Annotated in this window: 23 protein-coding genes; 16 read left to right on the plus strand and 7 right to left on the minus strand. The window is 37.5% G+C overall.

Going from position 1 to position 23195, the window contains the following annotated elements; all coding sequences use genetic code 11:
- Positions 1–5 precede the first annotated feature (5 nt).
- The 9 genes from QKW49_RS19355 (at position 6) to QKW49_RS19395 (ending at position 10182) form a co-directional block, all read left to right on the plus strand.
- The gene (locus QKW49_RS19355) at positions 6–557 is read left to right on the plus strand and encodes a TadE family protein (RefSeq protein ID WP_282864281.1); all 552 of its coding nucleotides are present in this window, start codon (positions 6–8) and stop codon (positions 555–557) included.
- Between the two features lie 25 nt (positions 558–582).
- Positions 583–1137 carry a Tad domain-containing protein gene (locus QKW49_RS19360; RefSeq protein ID WP_282864282.1) on the plus strand — a complete coding sequence of 185 codons (555 nt, stop codon included), beginning with the start codon at positions 583–585 and terminating at the stop codon, positions 1135–1137.
- Between the two features lie 41 nt (positions 1138–1178).
- Positions 1179–2444 (plus strand): ABC transporter substrate-binding protein, encoded by a 1266-nt coding sequence (locus tag QKW49_RS19365; RefSeq protein WP_282864283.1) that lies wholly within the window; start codon positions 1179–1181, stop codon positions 2442–2444.
- 47 nt (positions 2445–2491) lie between these two features.
- Positions 2492–5254 (plus strand): FctA domain-containing protein, encoded by a 2763-nt coding sequence (locus QKW49_RS19370; RefSeq protein WP_282864284.1) that lies wholly within the window; start codon positions 2492–2494, stop codon positions 5252–5254.
- Between the two features lie 285 nt (positions 5255–5539).
- Positions 5540–6160: a helix-turn-helix domain-containing protein gene (locus tag QKW49_RS19375; RefSeq protein ID WP_282864285.1), complete on the plus strand. Its 621-nt coding sequence runs from the start codon at positions 5540–5542 to the stop codon at positions 6158–6160.
- 130 nt (positions 6161–6290) lie between these two features.
- Positions 6291–7232: an RHS repeat domain-containing protein gene (locus QKW49_RS19380; protein ID WP_282864286.1), complete on the plus strand. Its 942-nt coding sequence runs from the start codon at positions 6291–6293 to the stop codon at positions 7230–7232.
- Between the two features lie 253 nt (positions 7233–7485).
- Positions 7486–8046: a sigma-70 family RNA polymerase sigma factor gene (locus QKW49_RS19385; RefSeq protein WP_282868188.1), complete on the plus strand. Its 561-nt coding sequence runs from the start codon at positions 7486–7488 to the stop codon at positions 8044–8046.
- Complete coding sequence (locus tag QKW49_RS19390; protein ID WP_282864287.1) at positions 8047–9156, plus strand: DUF4179 domain-containing protein; 1110 nt, start codon at positions 8047–8049, stop codon at positions 9154–9156. It abuts the gene before it with no gap.
- Between the two features lie 270 nt (positions 9157–9426).
- Positions 9427–10182, plus strand: a complete 756-nt coding sequence (locus tag QKW49_RS19395) for an AIM24 family protein (protein ID WP_282864288.1) — start codon at positions 9427–9429, stop codon at positions 10180–10182.
- A gap of 6 nt (positions 10183–10188) precedes the next feature.
- Here the strand turns inward: QKW49_RS19395 and QKW49_RS19400 are convergent, their stop codons facing one another.
- Positions 10189–10698 (minus strand): hypothetical protein, encoded by a 510-nt coding sequence (locus tag QKW49_RS19400; protein WP_282864289.1) that lies wholly within the window; start codon positions 10696–10698, stop codon positions 10189–10191.
- A 179-nt stretch (positions 10699–10877) separates the two neighbouring features.
- On the opposite strand from QKW49_RS19400, the gene QKW49_RS19405 reads away from it, so the two are divergent.
- The 6 genes from QKW49_RS19405 (at position 10878) to QKW49_RS19430 (ending at position 16831) form a co-directional block, all read left to right on the plus strand.
- A complete protein-coding gene (locus QKW49_RS19405; protein WP_282864290.1) occupies positions 10878–11642 on the plus strand; it encodes a MerR family transcriptional regulator in 765 nt (254 codons plus the stop codon).
- 503 nt (positions 11643–12145) lie between these two features.
- The gene (locus QKW49_RS19410; protein WP_282864291.1) at positions 12146–13675 is read left to right on the plus strand and encodes a spore germination protein; all 1530 of its coding nucleotides are present in this window, start codon (positions 12146–12148) and stop codon (positions 13673–13675) included.
- Between the two features lie 9 nt (positions 13676–13684).
- Entirely contained in the window at positions 13685–14902 is a 1218-nt protein-coding gene (locus QKW49_RS19415) for a Ger(x)C family spore germination protein (protein ID WP_282864292.1), read from the plus strand.
- Between the two features lie 2 nt (positions 14903–14904).
- Positions 14905–15111: a hypothetical protein gene (locus QKW49_RS19420; RefSeq protein ID WP_282864293.1), complete on the plus strand. Its 207-nt coding sequence runs from the start codon at positions 14905–14907 to the stop codon at positions 15109–15111.
- Complete coding sequence (locus QKW49_RS19425; protein ID WP_282864294.1) at positions 15112–16200, plus strand: endospore germination permease; 1089 nt, start codon at positions 15112–15114, stop codon at positions 16198–16200.
- A gap of 181 nt (positions 16201–16381) precedes the next feature.
- The gene (locus QKW49_RS19430) at positions 16382–16831 is read left to right on the plus strand and encodes a GNAT family N-acetyltransferase (RefSeq protein WP_282864295.1); all 450 of its coding nucleotides are present in this window, start codon (positions 16382–16384) and stop codon (positions 16829–16831) included.
- Here QKW49_RS19430 and QKW49_RS19435 read toward each other — a convergent pair.
- From QKW49_RS19435 to QKW49_RS19445, 3 genes are all read right to left on the minus strand, one after another.
- A complete protein-coding gene (locus QKW49_RS19435) occupies positions 16762–17298 on the minus strand; it encodes a BCCT family transporter (protein ID WP_282864296.1) in 537 nt (178 codons plus the stop codon). The two genes, QKW49_RS19430 and QKW49_RS19435, sit on opposite strands and share 70 nt — an antisense overlap.
- A 90-nt stretch (positions 17299–17388) precedes the next feature.
- Entirely contained in the window at positions 17389–17751 is a 363-nt protein-coding gene (locus QKW49_RS19440) for a spore coat protein (RefSeq protein WP_282868190.1), read from the minus strand.
- Positions 17751–17969, minus strand: a complete 219-nt coding sequence (locus QKW49_RS19445; protein ID WP_282864297.1) for a hypothetical protein — start codon at positions 17967–17969, stop codon at positions 17751–17753. The genes QKW49_RS19440 and QKW49_RS19445 overlap by 1 nt, the downstream gene beginning before the upstream one ends.
- A 202-nt stretch (positions 17970–18171) precedes the next feature.
- On the opposite strand from QKW49_RS19445, the gene rocF reads away from it, so the two are divergent.
- Complete coding sequence (rocF, locus tag QKW49_RS19450; protein ID WP_282864298.1) at positions 18172–19080, plus strand: arginase; 909 nt, start codon at positions 18172–18174, stop codon at positions 19078–19080.
- Positions 19081–19175: 95 nt separating this feature from the next.
- On the opposite strand, the gene QKW49_RS19455 is transcribed toward rocF, so the two are convergent.
- The 3 genes from QKW49_RS19455 to QKW49_RS19465 all read right to left on the minus strand — a co-directional run bounded on the left by QKW49_RS19455 (position 19176) and on the right by QKW49_RS19465 (position 23033).
- Complete coding sequence (locus QKW49_RS19455; RefSeq protein WP_282864299.1) at positions 19176–20264, minus strand: hypothetical protein; 1089 nt, start codon at positions 20262–20264, stop codon at positions 19176–19178.
- A gap of 609 nt (positions 20265–20873) precedes the next feature.
- Positions 20874–21563 carry a response regulator transcription factor gene (locus tag QKW49_RS19460; protein WP_282864300.1) on the minus strand — a complete coding sequence of 230 codons (690 nt, stop codon included), beginning with the start codon at positions 21561–21563 and terminating at the stop codon, positions 20874–20876.
- A gap of 27 nt (positions 21564–21590) precedes the next feature.
- Positions 21591–23033: a HAMP domain-containing sensor histidine kinase gene (locus QKW49_RS19465; RefSeq protein ID WP_282864301.1), complete on the minus strand. Its 1443-nt coding sequence runs from the start codon at positions 23031–23033 to the stop codon at positions 21591–21593.
- Positions 23034–23195 lie beyond the last annotated feature (162 nt).

Raw genomic sequence — 23195 nt, forward strand, 5'->3', positions numbered from 1 at the left:
GGGAGATGCTTAAATTAATCGGTTTGAACAAACAAAATGATTCCGGTCAGGCATTGGTAGAGTTTGCTCTGACCTTATGGATGTATATACTCATTACATTTTTCATTATTGACTTCGGTTGGGTTTCCTATCAGAGGATTTCGTTTGAATACGGATATATGCACTCCAGTTGGTCGGTATCGGCAGCTGATCTGGGAGATACGGATGCACTGGAGGAAGTTCCTTCCACAGCCGTTTATGCAGGTGCGGTAGTTTCGGATGTTCTGTTTGATGTACTCAGCAGGAGCTCTTTGGGGATTATTGGGGGAAATGTGACCATTGCCGATGCTAATGCCGTACTGTACAATCAAGCGGATAGCTATAATGTTCCGGGAAGAACTCCCGGAAACCCGGTTCAGGCAATCAGCCGAACGCGATATATGGATTTAACCGCTGATTTTTCATATGTCATCCAGCCACTCACACCCATCGGAAGTTTATTTCTCGGAAATGACATTACTGTTGAAAAAGAACTGACGTGTACACGGGTTGTGAGGACACAGCACAGATCTGAATAATTTAAGATATGGAGGTGAGAATACCATGAGACATAAAATTCTGCGTTTTTTCAAACAAGAAAACGGGAATATCATTATTTTATTTGCAGGGACGCTTGTAGTGCTCATTTTTTTCATTGGCTTATCCCTGGATATCGGCATGATTTGTTTGCATCGAAATTCCATGCAAAGTCTATGCCAACTGATCCGGGAAGACCGGTTCACCTATCAGGATACCATCCGGTATGCCGAAAATCCCGGGCTTACCAGCTATCAGATCATCTATGATACAATGACGGACAACAATTTTAACGGTACTGTAAAGGTATATTTTTATGAAGAAACGCCGGAATCCAATTATAGATATTACCGTATTCGTACGGAACTCAGTAAGGAATACGCTTATACATTTGCAAGGATATTCGGGCTGACGACGACCACTGTTACAGTTTCACTGGATGGGGGTGAAACCTACGGAGAGAGCTTGAAGGACATGATCTGGTATTCTCCCATTGCAGTTTCAAGCTACAACGGCTCCTATACAAGTCAATTCGGCGGTGGATATGTATATGACAACCATGATATTCCTGCGGATTGGTGATGTGTGCTGTGATACTAATAAAGTTTTCGAGGTGATAAATAATGCACAAACGATACGTCAGTTTAGCTTTATGTATTTATTTGCTGGCCGGTATTCTAACCGGTTGCAGTATTCCTTTTTTGTCTAGCTTTAATACAGAAAAAGAACGAACCTTGGTGTTCAGTCACCGGGATGTGGAAAATCGGGAGATTTATGAAACATTGGCCGGAGAATATATGAAGGAGCATGCCGGACTGACAATTGAGGTTCAGGTCATTCCGCCGGAAGAATATACGGATACCTGGCTGCAAGGCCTTTCGGATCAAAACATAGCGGATGTATTTGCAGTACCTGCGGATGAAGACTTTGAGGCTTTTATCGGCAGTGGCAGGCTTTTAGATCTGAATAAATCCAATGTGTTGCCGGAGGGCTACAACAGTTCTCTATTGCAAATCGGAACCAGAGACGGTCATGTTCGGGCGGTTCCGGTGACAGGCAGTGTCCCTGTTGTTTTTTACAATAAAATGTTCTTTGAAAAATGCGGATTGGTGCTGCCACAGACGATTTCCGATCTTGTGGTAAATTGCTTAATTCTGCAACAAAACGGCATCATACCGCTTGCCATGTACAGGGATGAAAACGGCTTTTTGGATACTGTGGATCTTATCGAGGGAATTTTGGCAAATGGTGCCTGTGATACCGGCTTGATGTCTAATGGGGAATTTTTTGATAAAAACACAGAGCTGGATTCCGGATTTTATGATGCAGTTGGCCTTGCTTTTGAGTTGACGATGTCGGACTTAATAGTGAAAAAAGAGGAAAGCGTGCAAGGGCATCAGATGCTGCTGGAGCAGTTTGCAAAAGGAGCATGTGCGATGATTCCCGGCGATTCCAATGACATCCGGAAGTTGCAGGAACTTAGCAGCGATTTTGATTCCGGATTTTTTTTGATGCCGGGTTCAAGTCGCACTTATACGGGCGTATTTAAAGCCGATATGATGCTGGGGATCTCAAAAAGTTCGAAAGTCGTTTCCGACGCGAAAGGGTTTATCCACTATTTACTTTCTTTGGAAGGACAAGAACTCCTCTGCAATCAAGCAGGAAGAATCCCGGCAACAAATCATGTGATAATTTCGGATGCCAATCTGGCGGCTGCACAGGCATTTTTAGATACTCCCGACCGCATGTACCCTTCCTTGTTTCAGCGAATATCAAAAGATAAAAGAGCAATTTGCGTTGAAAAACTGGACCTTGCGTTTTCCGGCTCAGGCGGTATTTTAGAAGACGATATGCTTGATTGGATAACCAGGTTGAAAGCGGTTCGGTAAATTAGACGCATTATTGACTTTCACACCCGGAAAAGGAGATGAATTTGATGAACAAATACTTGAGGAACTTCATTGTTGGTTTCGTCTTGTTTATTGCTTATGCTGCAGTGTTTGCTCCTTCGGCATTTGCACTTGGCGAAAGTATGGATTTAACCGTTACAACAGTGATCGATAATGCCGATGAATATCCTACGGGATGCAACAACCTCTCATCAAAATATTCGGCTGTTCGGATATATAAGATGGAATATTCATCCACATATGCGAACAGACCTACCGCGACCAGCAGAAAAGTATTTAACATTGTAAATAATCAGACAACGACGATTCATTACAGCAATTATTCTAATGCAACATGCGACAGCTTTTGGTTTGAGACCAATGAATATACGGATCGGCATTTAAGCCTTTGCGCTGTGGAATATGCGGAGGCGGACAACCTAAAAGCATATACGTACAGTCCGACCGGAAGTGCCTCCAATCCTTATTCGACTGAACCCTTGAACTGGGTTCAAATCATCGATAGCAGCAAAAGAGCGGCTAGCGTAACACTTCATTTCAAGTATAATCCGGATATTGACAGTGTAAGTTCGGATCCGGATCCTGAGCTCGGTTACAGTAAGAAAATAGACTATCTGGGCGATGAAGTTCCGAATCCGGATACAACAGTTAACGGCAAAAACGATTACCGGTTGTACCTTGATGTTACGACACAACAGGCTGCGGAAGATAACAAAGCGGATATTATCTTTGTTCTGGACGTGAGCGGTTCTATGTCATATGATTTGGGATCGGACCAATCAAGGATATCCGTATTGAAGTCCACGATGATCAATGCAATTAACAATTTAACCCAAAATTCATATAACCGTATTTCTATTATTAAGTTTGCAAACAACTCGCAAATTGTAATCTCCAATAGCACAAATCGTAATCAACTTATCAGTAGTGTTCAGGGGCTAACGGCTAACGGCTCGACGAACTACTACCAGTCGTTGCGGGATGCAATGTCCGAAGTCAATACCATGAGCGGCAGCGACACGGAAAACCGGGAAAAGGTTATTATCTTTATTACAGACGGAGAACCGACATTTGCCGCGCCGGCCGCCGTATCCTCAACGACTAACACATATGCCGGTTTGATCTATGCTTGTGATGCTGCGCGCCAGATCAGCAATGTTGACAGATTTTATTCAGTCTTTATAGGAAATAACTCAGGAAGTGCTTCCACACTGCAAACAATTACGCAAATAGTCAACGTCGGAAAAGAAAAATATATGGTTCAGGCTTCCAGTGCAGAGCAAGTGTCAAATACATTGGACCGTTTTATGTCTAAGATGGGTAATTCCCTCTACGATGTTACAATCTCGGATGAACTCTCCCAGTATGTTTCTTATACCGGGGGATTGAAGGTAACACGGGCCACCGGGGGCGGTGAACCTGTCACTTTGGCTGCAGGGATCGATTATTCTGTCAGTACCGGAACAAACGATCTTGCCGTACGGTTGTTGAAGGCAACCACGCCGGACAGCAGGTACACGGTGTCGTTTAATGTGCGAAGCAGTGATGAAGCGCTTGATTATTACGACTTAAATCAAAGCTATCCGGATGTTGGCGACGCAGATACGGATTACACAGGGAATACCACCAGCTCCGGACAGCCGGGATTTTATTCCAATACTTCTGCTGCCTTGAGCTATTCTTTCGGTGGAAGCGGTTCTGCGGAAAAGGCCTATGATAAACCGGTGGTACAGGTTGTGGAACCTGACGCCGTTCCGTTTCAAATTCAGGTAAGAAAAAAACTGACCGGCAAGGATTTGGAGGAAGGAATGTTCTCTTTTGAACTGATAAGAGTAACTGAGCATGGCGATGTTGCAATAGGGACAGTTACCAATGACGCTGATGGGTTTATTACCTTCGATTCACTTGGCTTGAGCAAGCCAGGCACATATACTTATAAAATCAAGGAAGTGATTCCTACCACCCCTCAGCCTGGAATGACCTATGACACGAAATCCATCCAGGTAACGGTAGTTGTAACGAGGTCCAATGATGATTTGGCAGCGGAAGTGAAGTACCCCTCTGAAGCAGTATTTGCCAACACATACACACCGCAGCCGGTTTCAGTAGCTTTGGAGGCAAACAAGGAACTGACAGGACGGACACTGACCACAGGGATGTTTGATTTCCGTTTGCTTGAAAGCTCCGGCGTATCTGTGGAGACGGTGTCCAACACCGCATCGGGCAATATCAAATTTTCGCCGCTTACTTTTACCAAGGCTGGCGTTTATACATATACGATACGGGAATCCGTACCGATACCGGCTAATCCCAATATCGTATATGATTTAAAAACTATCACTGCCCAAATAACTGTCACGGATGAAAATGGTGTTTTGGCTGCAATCGTCCGGTATACACCGGACGCGACCTTCCGTAATCAATATGTTTATTCGCCGTTGAATGCAACCATTGAGCTGAAAAAGGTTCTGACTGGTATGCAATTAACTGCCGGGGCATTTCCGTTTGAACTAAAAGATGAGGGCACGGGATACACCGAAACGAAAACCAATCAAGCCGATGGAACGGTTTCTTTCAATTTAACTTATACAGCTCCGGGCACTCATACTTACACTATCCGGGAGGTCATTCCGGAATCCCCAATTAAATATATGACCTACGATACGAAAATCATCCAAGTAACGGTTCAAGTAGAAGATAACGGTACCGGAGAACTTGTTACGACGGTTACCTATCCTGCGGATCCGGCGTTCTATAACAGTTACAAGGTGCGCGGCGGTATTTGGTAATCATGAATTACATGGGAAAGACATTAGGAGACCGATATGCTAAAAATATTAGGTAGCGCAACAGATTAAATTATGTTTACCTGTAAGACAAATTGGAAAGATTAACAGGGATTGCCAAAGTAGTTGTGTTAAAAGCATAAGTTATCAATAACTCCAGCCCCTTGATAAATCCGAGGGGCATTGTTATTTTTATTAAGAAAATTTGTAACCCTTGAAAATAAAAGGTTTTCAAAGAAAAACAGGGGGTCAATTTGACGCTATTATATTTATAAAGGAGGCAAGGCTATGGAAAGAAGGAAAGAGATTTCGAGACAACAAGGATGGGAGTATATGAAGGAACTGGCAGAAAATAAGGAGTTTATAGAAACCCATACACTTTATACACCCATACCGCACAAAATATCAAGGTGCATTAACCTAGGAAGTACAGCAAAAATTATTCTTTTGGATTTAATTGGATACATGGGCGATGAGCATTATTGTTATCCTCCCATAGAGGATATAGCCTTGAATTGCGGAATGAGCCATACAACGGTACAAAATAATATAAAGGAATTGGAAGAGAAGAGATTTCTCATTGTGAATAGAAATTATAATAATACCTACTATCTATTAAATGCACTTCATTTAAACCCATATATTCTGCTATCGGAAGTATTACATGAGGTTAGAAGTTTGATAAGTAAAACAGGTGTGATTGCAGACAGACAAAGAAATCAGTTTATAAAAAGGGTTGTAAAGAGTGAAATTTACAAAGAGAGATTGCATGAACTTTCTAAAGAATATGATAAATATTTGACTGTAGCAAATATTTCTTATAAAGGCAATAAGTTGCTTAAAGTATTTAGAGGGGCAGTGATAGCGGAATTAAATAGGCAATATCCTCAAATCGCCCTATACATGTGACAGGGGATAGTTTCTGTTGTTAACAAGAGAAAATGTATTCCAATGAGAAACGTTCCAGTTGATATGTGTTTTGGCATAGAAGGAGATCATTTATAAAGAGAAGGGGGAGGCTTAGAAAGGTGGACAGGGAATGGATTTAACAAATAAAAGGCTATATAAGTTTTGGTTAATTTGTATTATTACACTGTTTGCTATATTATGCATACCCATATGCAGTTTGGCAGCATCAAGTGATGCAGAAGACTTGATTGAGCTTGTGCCGGGGCAGGAGGTGATCACATCTATAAATGATAGTAGTGATGAAGATTGGTTCAAAATCAGTGTAGATCATACAAGCAGCATATTCAGTGAAATCACAAATAACAGCGGATATATAGATTACGAGATTTACGATGCGTCATTAAATAAACTGTATAGTAACTGGTTTCGTTCAACCGGAAAGACAAGCTTTAAAGTAGCACCGGGAGAATATTACATAAAAATAAAAGAAAGAGGCAGTGTAGATTATGTTGCCAGCAATATTACGCTTAAGGTATCTTTGCAAGAAGACTATAATGCTCTTATCAGTCTGGTGGAAGAGGATTGGTGTGAATCGGTTGGAGAACCTGTCAATATTGTAAATGGGAACTTCTTGAGTGAAAGTAAAGATATTCATATACCCACAAAATCCGTACCATTGGAATTTACACGTACATATAATTCATGTGGAAGGAATTCAGGTTCATTAGGCAAAGGATGGCAGCATCAGTATAATTCCTATCTGACTTTTAATCATGATCATTCTATTGGAGTCATGTATGGTGACGAACATAGTTCCTGCTTTGCGCCTAATAATGGAAGCTATATAGCGCAGGCCGGCTGCAATGAGAAATTAACATGCAACACCGATGGTACCTATACACTTATATTCAAGAACCAATTAAGATACGTCTATGATGCAGATGGGAGACTGGTGAGGATCGAAGATAGGAATAATAACGTAACAACACTACAGTATACGGACGCTTTGCTTAGTTCCGTGACGGAACCTGCAGAACGTTCATTGGTATTTACCTATGACGCAAATAATTAGGACAGTGGGGACGGTTCTTGCTGTTAACAAGAGGAAATGCGTTCCAATGAAAACCGTCCCATGACATATGTATACTAATTTTAGATTATTTAACATAATGTACCCCTAATCCTGTAATTGGGAATATGGGGTGCTTCTTTTTGCAGTAATAAGTAGAAATAAAAATTTATTAAAAAAATGAGAGAAAATTCACTTTCTTTCGTTATATATAGTATAAGGGCCTTTATTGGAATATTTAGGAGGAAAAGAATTGATGACGTGTGATGAACAATTTTATATTAAGCGGTTAAAAAAGAAAAAGGAAGACGGATTAGAGTTTATAGTAGATAAATACTTAGGACTGGTAAAAGGAACGGTGCACAAAATTTTAGGTCCAATAGATAGAGAAGGAGGTATCGAAGAATGTATCAATGACGTATTTCTTGCTATATGGGATCATGGCCATCAATTTGAGGGGAATGAAGAAGAGTTTAAAAAATGGCTTTATAAAATAGCTAAGTATCAAGCTATTGATTACTATAGAAAGTTAGTTAAGCGAGAAGAAGTTTCCCTGGAGGATGATTCTTTAATACAGGCTAAATCAACAGAAGATCAAGTTGTGTTGAATGAAGATAAGAAGGAATTAGTAGCACTCATTAATGCATTACAGCCAATTGATCGAAAGATATTTACTATGAAATATTTTTTAGGGATTAAATCAGATGTAATCGCCAATCAACTAGGGCTGACCAGAACAGCGGTAGACAATAGAGTTTTCCGAGGAAAGAAAAAACTGAATCAACAGGCATCAGCGAGTAGATGGAGGGAGATATAGATGAAGAATATTTATCAATTATTAGAAGAAGTTGAGGTAGATGAGGCGGAAATGAGAGAAATAGAAAAAGACGTAGAAGTAACAGAGTTAGAAAGAGCAAGTGTGAAAAAACGATTAAAGCAATTAATAAGAAAGAATAAAGGGTGGAGCGGGAAGAGAATAATTGCAGCTGCTGTAGTTGGGTTAGTAGTAGGGAGTACTGCTTATATAGGGATCACTAATCCAGCATATGCCGCAGAAATTCCAATTATAGGAGATATATTTCGGTTCTTGGATGATGGCCGTACTGGTATGTATGATTTATATAAAGAAAATGCCAACGAGATTAATATCAGTAAAGAGAGTAACGGTATTCAGATAACTGTTAAGGATGCGATCTTTGATGGTAAGACCATAACCTATACTTATGAGATTAATACCGATAAAGATCTAGGGACGCATCCCCTAATCGGTCTAGGACCTTCTTTGGATATCGCAAATTATACAGGTGGACTCACAGGGAGCGAACAGGTAGAAAAAGTAGAAGAAGGAATCTATATTGGGCAGGCAAACTATAGTGTTTCAAGAGAATTAGATCAAGTAAGATGTAAGTTGAAGATTGAAGATATTATGGTAGCTGAACCGGACAGGGAGGAAAAGATTAAAGGGAAATGGGTTTTTACATTCCAGTTAGAGGCCGTAAAGCGCAGTAGTAAAGTGATTAATCAGAGGACGGCGAAAGATGGTTTCACCGTAACCATTAATAAGATAAATAAAACACCAATGTCATTTATTGTGGATTATACTCAACAAGTACCTGAAGAGTATAGAAACGAGTGGGATAGTGTAACCACTGAACTAGTAGTGAAGGATGATTTGGGTAATGTCTACGAAGGGCAATGCAATGGAGGGCAAGGGGATATCCATACAGGTGTTATGAATTGGAGTATGACTTTTGGAATGCTAGATGAAAGAACAACGAAATTGATTGTTACACCGGAAGTACACTGTTCTACTAATGCAGGCGGAGTTTCCATTGATGAGAATGGGAATGAGACTATATTGGAACCAGCACAGACAAAGGAAGATAGAGAATTTTTCTTAGATGATATCGTTATTGAGTTAAATTAAGCAAGAGTCCAGTATAATATGAGAAATAAATGAAAAAATGGGATTTATATCTATTTACACATAAACTGTCTAAAAGGGTAATTTAAAATATATTGGAGAGTTGAGTTCAATTTAGAGCTTAGCTCTTTATCTTTATTTTATAAAAAGTATTAAATTTAAACACTATTTCCAAGTATAGTATTGGTAGTACTTGACTAAATATACATAAAAAACTATAATGTTAATGAACAAGAGTAGTATATAGTAAGATAAAAGGGGGAGAAAGTTAAGATGGTAACATGTAAAAACCTTCATGAAAATAAAAATATAGAGATTATAGAATCAAAAGGAGATGTCAAAGTCCTTGAGTATAAGAAAGATTTAAGCGTAGATGCTGTAAATGCAATAAATGCATATTATGCAGCACAAATGAATGTCAGAAAAAGACAAGTTCTCATTGAATTAAAAGGAAATGCTTATACAATCAGTGCAGGAGCAATGCAATGGACCACAGGATCTGTTAGTATGACTGCTGATATTAAAGGGGTAGGTGATTTATTAGGTAAAGCATTAGCTTCCAAAGCAACAAAGGAATCAGCAATTAAACCGAGATATCAAGGAACCGGTTTATTAATGTTAGAGCCTACATATAAACATATTCTAGTTGAAGATGTTTCAGATTGGGGCGGATTGGTATTAGATGATGGGCTTTTTCTTGCTTGTGAATCAAGAGTTCAACAGAAGGTAGTCGCTAGAACTAATCTTTCTTCGGCAATGCTGGGAAAAGAAGGATTATTTAATTTATGTCTTAAAGGTGAAGGAATTGCTATATTAGAAAGTCCTGTCCCAAGAGATGAACTGATAGAATTTGTGATAGACAAAGATGAAGTTCGAATTGATGGAAATTTTGCAATTGCATGGTCTGATTCATTAGAATTTAGAGTTGAAAAATCTAGCAAGAGTTTACTGGGCTCTGCTGTTTCAGGCGAAGGATTAGTTAATGTCTACCGTGGAACAGGAAGAGTACTTATGGCGCCTATAGCCTAATATATATTATCTAAGGGCGTCACTATACATACACATAATAATAATTTTATATGGTGTAGCTTGGGAGGGAATACTCTTTGTAGCAGCACCATATACTACAATTAGATTTCGGTTTCCAAGGCTGCCGGTAAAGGCCTGATCATTTTCAAGTATTATTTGGGTAAATGGGGCAATACTCAGTTTTAACATGGCATCACTGCTTATCAGCTGTTCATTAAAATAGTCCACTTTCACATTCCAGCCCGGTACCATTCTTGCCATCACTATTGCTCTAAATTGTGGCGGGAAGATTAAAGGAACAGGGGCGTTTGCATCATAAAATCCGATCACCGGGTCGCCAACAACCATTGTTATATGATCTACAAAGTAAGTATTCGGTGTGACTACGAAATTTACGATACTTCCCTCTTTGTTCTGTACAGACATTAATTTATAGCATCCTGTTGGTGCTTCACTTCCTGTCCAGAAATCATCAATCTTGGTAATGACTCCGTAAAAAGATTGAAAAGTTGCCATCTTATATTCCTCCATATTTCGATATACTTTATTTAATATATCATATGCATTCTTTAGGCTTTATGCTATCTCGAAATTATGAAATAGGGCCAGGGTAAGGATCTCAAAAAAATAATTAAAAACTTGTTGACATTAACGCAACGTAAAGGTGTATTATTGTTTTATCAGGAGGCGAGAACATGGAATATACAGTGCAGAAATTAGCTCAGATAGCAGGTGTTAGCTCACGGACATTGAGGTATTATGATGAAATTGGAATTCTTAAGCCGGCAAGAATTAATACATCAGGGTACCGTATTTATAGCCAACAAGAGGTTGACACACTTCAGCAGATACTATTTTATAGGGAATTGGGTATAAACTTGGATAGTATTAAAAACATTATAACTCAACCATCTTTCGATAGAGAAAAAGCACTGAGAGAACATCGTATCAAACTTCTTGAGAAAAGGGAGCAGTTAAATTTATTAATTGCAAATGTGGATAAAACAATTGCGTCAACAGAAGGGAGAATTACCATGAGTGATAAGGAGAAGTTTGAAGGATTTAAACAAAAACTGATTGATGAGAATGAAGAGAAATACGGCAAGGAAATTCGTCAAAAGTATGGAAATAAGTCGATTGATAGGTCAAACAATAAATTGAAAAAAATGACACAAGAAGAATATGATGAAACTACGAGACTTAGAGATGAGGTTCTTGAAGTACTTCATGCAGCGTTTCAGACAGGCGATCCTGCAGGTGGGCTAGCTCAAAAAGCAGCAGATTTACATCGCCAATGGTTAAGCTTTTATTGGGACACCTATTCCAAAGAAGCACATGCTGGAATTGCTCAGATGTATGTAAATGATGAAAGATTTACAGCTTATTATGATAAAAAGCAACCTGGAACAGCAGAATTTTTGAGAGATGCAGTGCTTATTTATACAGGAATGAAAAACTAGAGTTATTTGTCTATTAAATATAGAAAGGCATTTTTTAAATAAATACAGAAATTTTTAGCAAAGTTATGAGCAATTATTCCAAAGTGAATGATTGCTTTTTTAATTATCTAAGAAAGTATAAATTTTTTTAATGTGACGGGGGACGGTTATGGGGCTGACATTTGGAAGTTTTGTGCTTCAAATTATTTTGCACTACAACATACCAGATATTACTTATGCATCAATAGTTAAAAGTAAGCTGCATAAATAGGGCAGTGTAAAATTTTCAAATGTCACGAAGAAGGATAGTCGAAAAAGTTTTTTCGGTTCAATTATCAGTGGTTTTTGGTTGGTGGGGTATACCATTTTGTGACTTTACTTTTTCAAATAATATCTATTGGCAATCATTTCGTTGTTCTTTTCTATGATTATCATGTTTATATACCGTTTATTTATTAATTGGGAATATGTATGAATTGCAAAGCTAGTGAGATAATATTAAAAGCAGTTGGAAGGAGTGACTTTTGTCGTTGAGGTTTGGGAGAAATAAAAAGGAGCTTAATGTAGCAGACTCAAAAGGAAAATTAGAAATGAATAATAAAGACATAACATCTGAAAATATTAAGACTATTCTATCCGACAGTAGTGATATAAGCTATCAAGTTCACTATATAAATGGCTGCCGTGACATTCCGGTTACCGTTGTTTTCGTTGAAGGACTAGTGGATATAAAAATGTTGAATGATGATGTTCTAAAGCCCTTAACACAAGAAAGAGTATTAATTGAGGTAACTGATTTTGACGACATTATAGAGCTCATAGAGTACGGAACGGTCTATCATGCTTCGCGTAGATTGCATCAAAATTTGGGAGATACCCTAAAGGATATTTTAAACGGTGCAGTAGCTCTGGTATTTGATAAAGAAAAAAAAGCGGTTACACTTGATATAAAAGGCTTTGAAAAGAGGGGGATTAGCGAACCGACCGCTGAGAATGTAATAAAGGGAGCAAAGGATGCTTTCATAGAAGTGCTTAGGGTAAATACCGCATTGGTTCGTCGAAAAATACGCACCCCTTATCTACGGGTAAAAGAAGTTGCCGTAGGACGCCAGACAAATACGCCTATTGCTGTAATTTATATTGAGAACCTGACAAATGAAAAGATTGTTAAGGAGGTCTTCAAACGCCTTGAAGAAATAGATATTGATGGTGTACTTACCGCAGGAAGTATTGAGGAATTCATTATTGATCATAAACGCACCATGTTTCCGCAAGTGATGAATACCGAAAGGAGTGATAAGTTTTGTCATAATATTATAGAAGGAAGAGTAGGAGTTATTATCGATGGATTACCGGTTACATACATAATGCCGGCTACACTGACTTCTTTTTATCAAGCGCCGGAAGATTATGCGCAAAATTATGTTATAAGCTCTTTCCTTCGATTTCTACGCTATGCCGGTTCATTGGTGACTCTATTTTTACCTGCATTTTATGTGGCGATAACAACTTTTCATCAGGAGATGATTCCCACGGTACTTGCTGTTTCCATTATCCAAAGTAAATCAGAAGTACCTTTTCCAACAGTAACTTCGATTTTTATGATGTTAATTGCATTTGAGATATTGCTTGAAGCAGGACTCCGGCTTCCAAAAACAATCGGTCAGGCAGTATCTATTATAGGGGCGCTGGTGGTAGGGCAAGCAGCCGTTCAAGCAAAACTCATCTCTCCTGTTGTGGTTATTGTTGTTGCCGTTACGGGAATTTGCGGGTTTATCATGCCTAATCAGGATTATTCAAACGCCCTCAGGATTTTTCGTCTGGTATTCGTGATAGGAGCGTCCATTGCCGGCCTTTATGGGCTTTCATTGATTTTTATTATGCTTGTGTATCACTTAAATACGATCGAAACTTTTGGTGTTCCTTATTTTAGTCCTTTTGTGGCTAATGAGGGGCGTGAACTTACAGAGGATACACTTATCAGGTTACCCCTGTTCCTAATGAAAAAGCGACCATCGAGTATTAAGAGTACAAATAAAAAGCGTCAGAAGTAGGAGAATGCTATGAAGCAAACGTTAATAGGAATAATACTTTCGTTGTTAATGATAAATTCAACAGGATGCAAAGCAAAATTTTTGCCTCAGAGCCGGGAAATAGATGACCTACAGCTTGTACAAGTGATTGGAATTGACAAGTCGCCCGATCATCCGGGAAACCCAATGATAACGGCAGCAAGTAAAAAGCTTACAGAAGTTGGTAGCCAGGAAAGTCCGGGAAGCAGCGGAGGAGGTGGTGATAGTACGGGTGGGAAAGCACTGGTTGTGACTTCACAAGGGAAAACAGTATTTGACGCAGTGCGGCATATACAGACACATGTTGATAAAACGGTATTTTGGAGTCACACCGATTATTACATGATTGGCGAGGAAGCAGCAAAAGAAAATATTGCCAAATATATTGATTTTTTTACACGTGATCATGAACTGCGTATAGAGGCAAAAGTATATATAGTAAAAGGCTCAACGGCGAAAGAATTGATAGAGGAGGTCAACAAAACCGACTTTTTCATTCTTGACAAGCTTGATAGTTTGGGACAAAATATTAAATTGCTAAGTACCTCAGAAGAAATGAAGATTTCTGATTTGATGAGGTTTATTGACATACATCATTCGTCTGCACGTGTCCCATGTATAGAACTGGTAAGACGAGAAAATGAAAGCAATAAGCAATTGTTTGATGTAGAAAGTAATGGATATGCTATATTTAAAGACTTAAAGCTGGCAGGTTTCATTGGAAGAGAAATATCACGGGGAGTAAATCTTATCACCAATAACGTAGGTTCATCTATTGTTACTGTAAAAGACTTGTCAGGTCAAGACGTATCCCTAGAGATTATCGGTAACAATACAGAGGTTATACCGTACTTTATTGATGACAATCTGGCAGAAGTCACTATAAAATCAAAGGTAAAAAGCAATCTGGGCGAGATTCAATCTCAAATGGAAGTAATAAGAGAAAACTCTATTCACCACATGGAACAACAGCAATCAACGATTTTAAAAAAAGAGATGGAAGATGTTTTCGAAAAAGTTTTGGAATTTGAATCAGATTGCCTTGATATTTGCGATAAAATCAGATTGAGAAGTCCTGTAAAATGGAAAAGAATTGAGAAGCAGTGGATGCAAATACTGCCGGAGATTAAATTTAATGTTCAAGTTGATTCAGTAATAGAAAGAAGTTATGAATTACGGGAACCCAGTGGATATAAAGGGAAGGAGTAAACATGGTTTACTTGATGAGCATCATCATACTATTAAGTATACTGGATATAAAAGATATGAAGTCAAAAAATCAAAAAAAGGATATATTTGTATATATTTTGTTTATGCTGATGGTTGCAGTTTTAGGACTTTTTTATCTCTCCAATCCGGAACGTGATAGTTTCTCGGAAATATTGCTTTCATTGTTTGGGCAGGAAGGAGGAGTGTAATTGTTAGCCTCAAAAGAAAAGATATCGATACGTCAGGCAGTTATACTCTTTTTAATGCTTGTATATTCGCCTGCAATACGCTTATTCCCTGTTTCTTCGGCAGAGATAGGAGAACGTGCGGGATGGTTAACACCGATTTTGGCAGCATTACCTCTTATTTGCCTTGTATATGTTATGCAAGCACTGTTTAAAAAGGATAAGGAAGCAAACCTTTCAGATATGTTTCTCAAAATTATAGGAAAGGTCCCGGGAAGAGTGTTATTATCACTATATCTCGTATGGTTGATGGTTTTACTAGGTTTATATGTACGTTATTTTACCGAAAGATTTTTAACATCACTGCTCCCTAACACTCCTATGGCCTTTTTTACGGTAACCATTCTGATAGTTGTTTTTTACGCCGTTCGGGGTGGAATTGTTGCATTAACCAGGACGACAGAATTTCTTTTTCTTGCATTTTCAGTTATTTTTATTATTTTATTTTTGTTAACCATTACAAACGTTGAAATAATTAATTTGTTTCCGGTAACATATTATGACATCTGGCCAATTACTAAGTCCACATATTCAATTCTTGGGATATGGGGATATTTTACGTTCATTTTCTTTTTTGGAGATAAGATAAATAATAAGGAACATATTAAAAGATTTGGACTTCAAGGTACGGTCTATCTGGTAGTAATGGCGTTAATGCTCTTAATTCAGACCATCGGAGTATACGGTCATACTATTATTCAACGTGTTTCACTGCCTTACTTTGTAGTTGTAAAAAGCATTTCAGTAATGGAAAGTATTGAACGAATAGAATCAGTAGCTCTTGCATTTTGGGTAATTGTGGACTTTGTAATTATATCTGTTTTTATGTATATTATTATCAGCATTATCAAGTCGCTTTTTTCTCTTTCGGGGTCAAAGTCGCTACTAAGTCCGGTTACTTTATTTGCTTTTATTTTTTCTTATTACATAGCTCGAAACAGGTTTGAACTTGCAAACTTCTCAAAGTATATTGCGTTGACAACAAATATACTTTTTGGTTTTGTTTTTCCTTTTATCTTATTTGTAATTGGGAAGATACGAAAAAAAATATGAGAAGTTTTTAATCTTTATCACTGGTAATAAGCGGGGGCGGTTCTGCTGCTTGGCAAACATTCGTGTTTGTGATAGTATGAAGCGTAAGAACCGTTCGGACTGCTGAAAAAGTCTGATTTAGCACGCAGAAGGAGTGAAGCATGGCCGGTTAAAGTATTAAAATCAGAAAAAGAGGTCATTTATGATTAGACTTGTTACAAATGAAGATTTCAATCCATGGTTAGAATTAGCTGGAGAGGTTGAGCCATTATTTGGTGAAATGGTAGGAAATGAAGATTTTAAAAAGGGAATAAGAGATTGCATATTTAATTCATCAGCCTTTTGTGTTTTAAATACTGATAATGATATTGAAGGTATAATTGCAATTAATAAAGCTGAGAATGAGATATCTTGGTTAGCAGTCAGAGAAAAAAGTAGGTCTAAGGGTTATGGTCATCAATTATTAAAAGCAGCGCTTGATTGCTTAGACAGTAAAAAGCCTGTCTTTGTACAAACTTTTTCTCCTAATGCGAACGCTGGTGAAGCTGCAAGAAAGATGTATATGAAATTTGGATTTAGAGATTATAAAGATGGTGGAAAAAATCCTGCCGGTATTGATACAATAATTATGATTAAGATAAACGATGTTTGAATATTCTTACTTTTTAAGAGTAAGATTGCAGCTGCAAAACCTTCCATAAAAGACCAGAATACCCTTTGCGGTACCGGTGAATCCAATTTCCCTCCAGAGGTTATATTATCTACAACCAGTGAGCCGGAATCACTAGACGTTACAAAAAATGAAATTACTAGTATGGTAGCAATTGCAGATAACAAAATCTTTAACAGTCCAGAAAAGATAGGGAGATTTAAATAGCTAATCATTTCAAATAAAGCGATAGGAAGCTTGTCTTGAACAGTTGCAAATAAACTTCCGTTCAAGGTACTATTCAGATAAATGGCTGTCCCACCAAATACTGATAGCCATATAAATGACAAAAGTGAAGGAATAATCAGTACTGCCAATACAAATTCTCGAATAGACCTTCCTTTAGATATTCTAGCAATGAACATACCTACGAAAGGAGACCATGATATCCACCATGCAAGATAAAACACCGACCAACTACCTTGCCAGGATGATTTATCTGCTTTTCTCCTTTATTGATTTCTTGTAAAGAAGCCCGGCAGGCCGGGCTTTTGTTATAGCTATTGTTTATACGGAAGTTGGGTCTTATAACCGCTAAATACATCAAATGCATCCCTTATTTGGGGATTGGTTGCAACATCAGCCTGGTATTCACCCAGACTAAACATTTCATTGAAAAAAATAGTATGTGTACTCTGTATTTTGTTACGGTTGTCTATCAGCAGATTGCGGAGATCGTCATTTATCGCTTCATTTATAGCAATCTGATAGTTGACAAGGATATGCTTTTTATCCAATAGGATATCATTTACCCGATCTCGCAAGTTTACGGTTGCATCCTTCACCTGTGGGAGTTCATCGGAAACTTGCCTGCCGATTTTTTGTACTCCTATTTTGGTTGTAATTATTGACTGAGTATCCATCAATGCATCTGACCTCCTTGCTTTTTTACTATTTGATCTACATAATTTAAAAGATTTAAATAGTTTTGCTGATGCATATTTGCAGTATCAAAGAATAATTTTTGCCGTGCAGGGTTCAGCTCCTGATGTGCGTATTGAAAACACTTTTTTGTTGAAAGCAGTTCCCAGGACAAGATATCCTTTATATAGTTTACTTCCTTTGTAGATAAATTCTGCATGTAAAAACCTCCTGACATAATCTAGTCCCAATTAGTATTTGCAAACATATATACAATTATAAAATATTGTTAGTTATTTCTTAACTTTCTATAATACAAAATGCCAAAGCAGAGTTATAGTTTTTATTTTCAGACCGGATAATAAGTTTAAATTGTATCAAAATATATTATAAAAGTATTAAAATCTGAAGGAGATAAAGCTATGAATGTTGATATCATAGGTGTCCCAATTGATTTGGGTGCAAACAGAAGAGGCGTTGATATGGGGCCAAGTGCTATAAGATATGGCGGCTTGAAAAAAGCTATAACCAGTCTTCATATAGCTTATAAAGATATTGGCAACATTGATGTGCCGGTTCCGGAAAGTTATCAAGATTTCGAAGATGAGCATTTTAAACATGCTAAAGAAATCGCATATGTAAATAGGAATTTAGCTGCCATAGTGAGCGAAAGTCTCTTATCTGGGAATTTCCCTATCGTTCTCGGTGGTGACCATAGTATTGCTGTAGGGAGCATCTTGGGTACGCAAAGTGTATTTAAAAATATTGGCGTGCTTTGGATAGATGCACATGGTGATTTCAACACGAAAGAAACTACTTTGTCAGGTAATTTGCATGGAATGTCTCTTGCAGCATCAGCAGGGTTTGGTGCATTTGAAATGACGGAGTTTAAACCTGAAGATGTTAACTACGTGAACCCGGAGAAAGTTGTGCTGATAGGTGCCAGAGATATAGATGACGAGGAAGCTAAGTTAATAAAAGAATCAGGTATTACGGTATTTACAATCTCTGATATAGATAAATATGGGATAAAAGAGGTAATGGTTAGAGCTTTAGAAATTGTAGCGACAGATACAGAAGGATTTCATGTCAGTTTTGACGTGGACGTTATGAGCCCTAATGAAGCGCCGGGGGTGGGGACTCCTGTAAATGGAGGGCTTACATATAGAGAAGCACATCTTGCAGCAGAAATGATAGCAAATAGTAGGAAATTATGTTCTTTAGAGGTTGTTGAAGTGAACCCTATTCTTGATCATATGAATCAAACGGGCAAATTGGCTGTATCCCTTATTTGCTCGATGATTGGAAAAAGAATACTAGGCTCACTTTGAAGCTTTATAATTGCTCTTGATACGGCAATTCTGTAAAAACTAACAAGACTTCAAAGCGATAGCTTGAAGTCTTGTTAGTTTTACACAATAAAATTCTAAAGTAAGTTTCTATCCAAGTTAACCAGGAAGTCTTGAACATTCGTTACAATAGATGTTACTTCCAATGTCCCTCTGTCTCTTAATTTATTAACTACAAACTCTGATATATCTACACTATATATAAACACCGGTCTTATCCTGTTATTTATTACTTGATAGGAGGGTGTCATATTGCCTACTGCAATTGTATGAAGTTGTGTCGCCAATCCTAAAACAGTTGTAGCTTTTTTAGTATATTCTCTCATGAGATCTTGAGCATCATATACATTGGAAATGATGCCGGGGAGCGGGCCGTCGTCTCTAATTGATCCTGCTAAGATGAGAGGAATATTGTTCTTAATACAGGCATAAACAATACCGTCACAAACATGCTCTTGTTTTATAAATTCATCTAGAGAAGAGTACTGCCGGGCCTTGTTTATTACGTCAATATGATGATAATGACCTTTTGAGATTGGAACTTGTGTATATATATCCTGTCCAAGGGCAGTTTTAAATAATGCACCTTCTAAGTCATGGGTAGCTAATGCATTTCCAGCGAGAATCGTACTAACGTAACCCTTTTCAATTAGAGAAATCATTGCTTTTTTAGAATCGTGGTCAAAAGTCACTGCAGGTCCCAGTACAAACACTATATGGCCATGATCTTTCTCGTATGTCAGTAATTCATACAATCTATCATAGTCTCTGGAAAAAGAAGTTTCCCGTGATCTTCCTGTTCTGAAAACAAACGTTTCATCTGATGATTGCTGGTTACCTCTAAATCCATCGGTATGAACATAGATTCCCTGAGTAGCATCTTCAGCTCTTCCAACTACAACTCTTTCTCCCATCTTCAATTTTCTAAACTCTTTTACTTCTAAGCTGCCATCATCTTTTATTGCTACTACGCAGTCCATCCGGCTTTTATCTACAAGAGTCCATTTATCATTTATTTTAAAATATTCAGGAAAAATTGTTGTTGCATGAAAATTGTCCGGAGCAACACCATCTTTTACAACTACTTCCGTATGCACATTTGGACTAGATATAAAAGTATCAGATTCAAAATCCGGTGCATTATATTCAGGCAATATAAAATTCATATATTAAATCCTCCATCTGATTTTAATACCATATTCTAATGAATATTGCTACATTACGTATTTATTAGGATTTGTATCTCCTGATATGAATATGCATTGAGAGGTTAATTTTGAATATCAACAGCTAAATTTATCATATTCTTCTAATAATAAGGTAATTACCTAAATTTCGTACAAACGTGAACCTTGAAAATGTAATATACCGGACACCATAATATAACAAAAGGTGAAAGCCCATTTTTATCGAATTGTTTAGTCATCACACAAAAACATATCGAAGGGGGTTTTCACCTATATGAAAAGTATAACCTTTACCACAGGTGAATTTAAAGAAGAAAAAACTTCTGCGAAAAGCTTGTACCTGATAAAGTCGCTGCTAACATGTTAAATATGGATCGTTTTCCTGACCAATCTCAAGTAAATGACTTGATCCGTAGAATAGACAGCAAAGGCGTTGAGCAGCTAAAAAATGTACATCATCAAATGTTCATGCAGAACGCACAGTGTCTATCGGCTACAGATTTTGTTGTGGTAGATATTGACCAATCAGGCCTTATCGCCAATGGTAAGACTTGTGAGTCTCTAAATACTTTATTTAAAGAAATTTTACTATATTTTAAACCGGTAGCCTGCGCCCCATATCGTTTCAATATATTTAGGTTCTTCGGAACCTTTTTCGATTTTTTCTCTGATTTTACGAATATGTACAGTTACTGTCGAAATATCACCTACCGATGTTACATCCCATATTCTTTCGAAAATTTCTTCTTTACTGAATACGCGATTCGGATTTTTTGCGAGCAAGTGAAGGATGTCAAACTCCTTGATGGACAGATTTATTTCGTTGTTATTTACAAATACCCTTCTAGCAGTAATGTCCATCATTAAGCCGTTAATCTCGATAATTTCTTCTTTGTTTTGATAGGTCGTCAATCTTTCATATCTGCTGATATGGGCTTTGACCCGGGCAACCAATTCATTAGGGCTAAACGGTTTGGTAATATAATCGTCTGCGCCTAGACCCAAGCCTCTTATTTTATCGATTCCTTCTTCTTTTGCAGAAACGATTAAAATAGGAATATCAAGAGTTTGACGAAGTTCTTTGCAAATCACGAATCCGTCTATTTCAGGAAGCATCACATCTAAAATAACTAAATCAAATCTACCGCTTTTGGCGGTAAGCAAGCCTTTTACGCCGGAAGTTTCAAAAAGCACATCAAAACCGTTAATGATAAGGTAATCCTTTTCAAGTTCTGCAATGCTAAGATCATCTTCTATAATTAATATTTTTTTCTTCATATGTGCGCCCTCCCTTTGTGGTATATACTACATTCTCAATGAGAAGAATAATCGGGTTCCTTGGTGCTCTATGCTTTCTACCCACATTTTTCCACCGTGTTGCTCGATGATTTGTTTAGATATCGCAAGTCCTAATCCTGTACCGGATATTTGCGTATTCCTTGAGGGATCGCCCCGATAAAACCGATTGAAGATAAAGGGTAAATGTTCTTTAGAAATACCTCTTCCGTTATCCTGTATTTCAATAATAATCTTATCATCATTTTGCATTGCGCGGATATGTATTCTTATGGGCTGCTCACCCTGGTACTTCACTGCATTATCAATAATGTTCAGAACTACACGTTTCAATTTTTGTATATCTGCATTCACATATGCATGTTCTATGTCGTGATGAAAGAAGATAGCACCGCCTATTTTCTTAAGATCAAAATCCAAGTCTTCCACACAGTCTTCCAAAAAATCTATGATATCAATTTTTTGGAAATGAAATTCTTCCTTTTGAAGGTCAAGTCTGGAAAACAAAAACAGTTCATTAATTAACACTTCCATTGTTTTTGCTTTCTCGTAGATAGTATCAATGTATTTATTAATTTTTTCAGGAGTATCTGCGACACCATCTTTGATTCCTTGTATATATCCTTTGATAGACATCATAGGCGTTTTTAAATCATGCGAAATATTAGAGATAAGATTTTTCCTGTTTTCTTCATATTTTTCTTTCAGGATATTTGATTCTTTCAGTTTTATCCGCATTTGATCGAAAGCGTCGCTTAATTCACCAAGCTCATCATTTAGATTCTTAGTGATTTTAAAATCCAAATTGCCTTTTTTGATTTCATGGACGGCATTCTTCAGTTGATAGATCGAACGGTTGATATCCCTATATATAAACATCGTAATGATTACAGTACTGATGATGAAAAATATAACCATTAAGCCGGTTATTAAATTTCTTGAAGAACTCTCCTTATCATATACAGCTTTCCAATTTACTACAATAAATATTGAAACTTCCGCATCACTGTAGTAAAAATCTTTTTGTATAAGGGTGCCATAAGTTACGTCTGATTTAGGAAGTTTTTTTCTCTGGAAAGGCTCTAAAAAAGCATTCAAATGATTTTCTTCATCAAACCCGAAGAGTAGAGGGGATTTGTAAATCAACTCATCGTTTTTTCTTACGATAATTCCAGCATCATATTTTTCTATCATTGATCCCAACTCGTCTAAATAGGATGGAGATAACAGCTTAGCTTTATTGATAATGGTTTGTATATCAATCTCCCTATTCAATTTATTCGCATCTAAAATGAAGTGACCAAACGTTTTACCCGGCAGGCTAAAATCGGAGTTTGGGTTTTCTTCTTCAAATTTTATATGACCGAATAAAAATGTAATGCCTATCATTAATACAATTTGTATCACCAATATACTAATGTATGATAATAGAAGCCTGAGTTTAATGGACATAGTGCTCCTCCTAGTTAAGAATCGGAAATCGTGAACATTTATACATAACCAAATTTAGAATTAAAATATGTCAACTTGTATGCCAGGTGAGTTTTTGTAGGGGTGGACGACTCTGTCCACCCGTTGATAACCCAATAATGTATCGGGCGGACAGAGTCGTCC

The organism is Petroclostridium sp. X23 (genome assembly GCF_030013905.1).
In the GTDB taxonomy this organism is placed as follows: Bacteria; Bacillota; Clostridia; order SK-Y3; family SK-Y3; genus X23.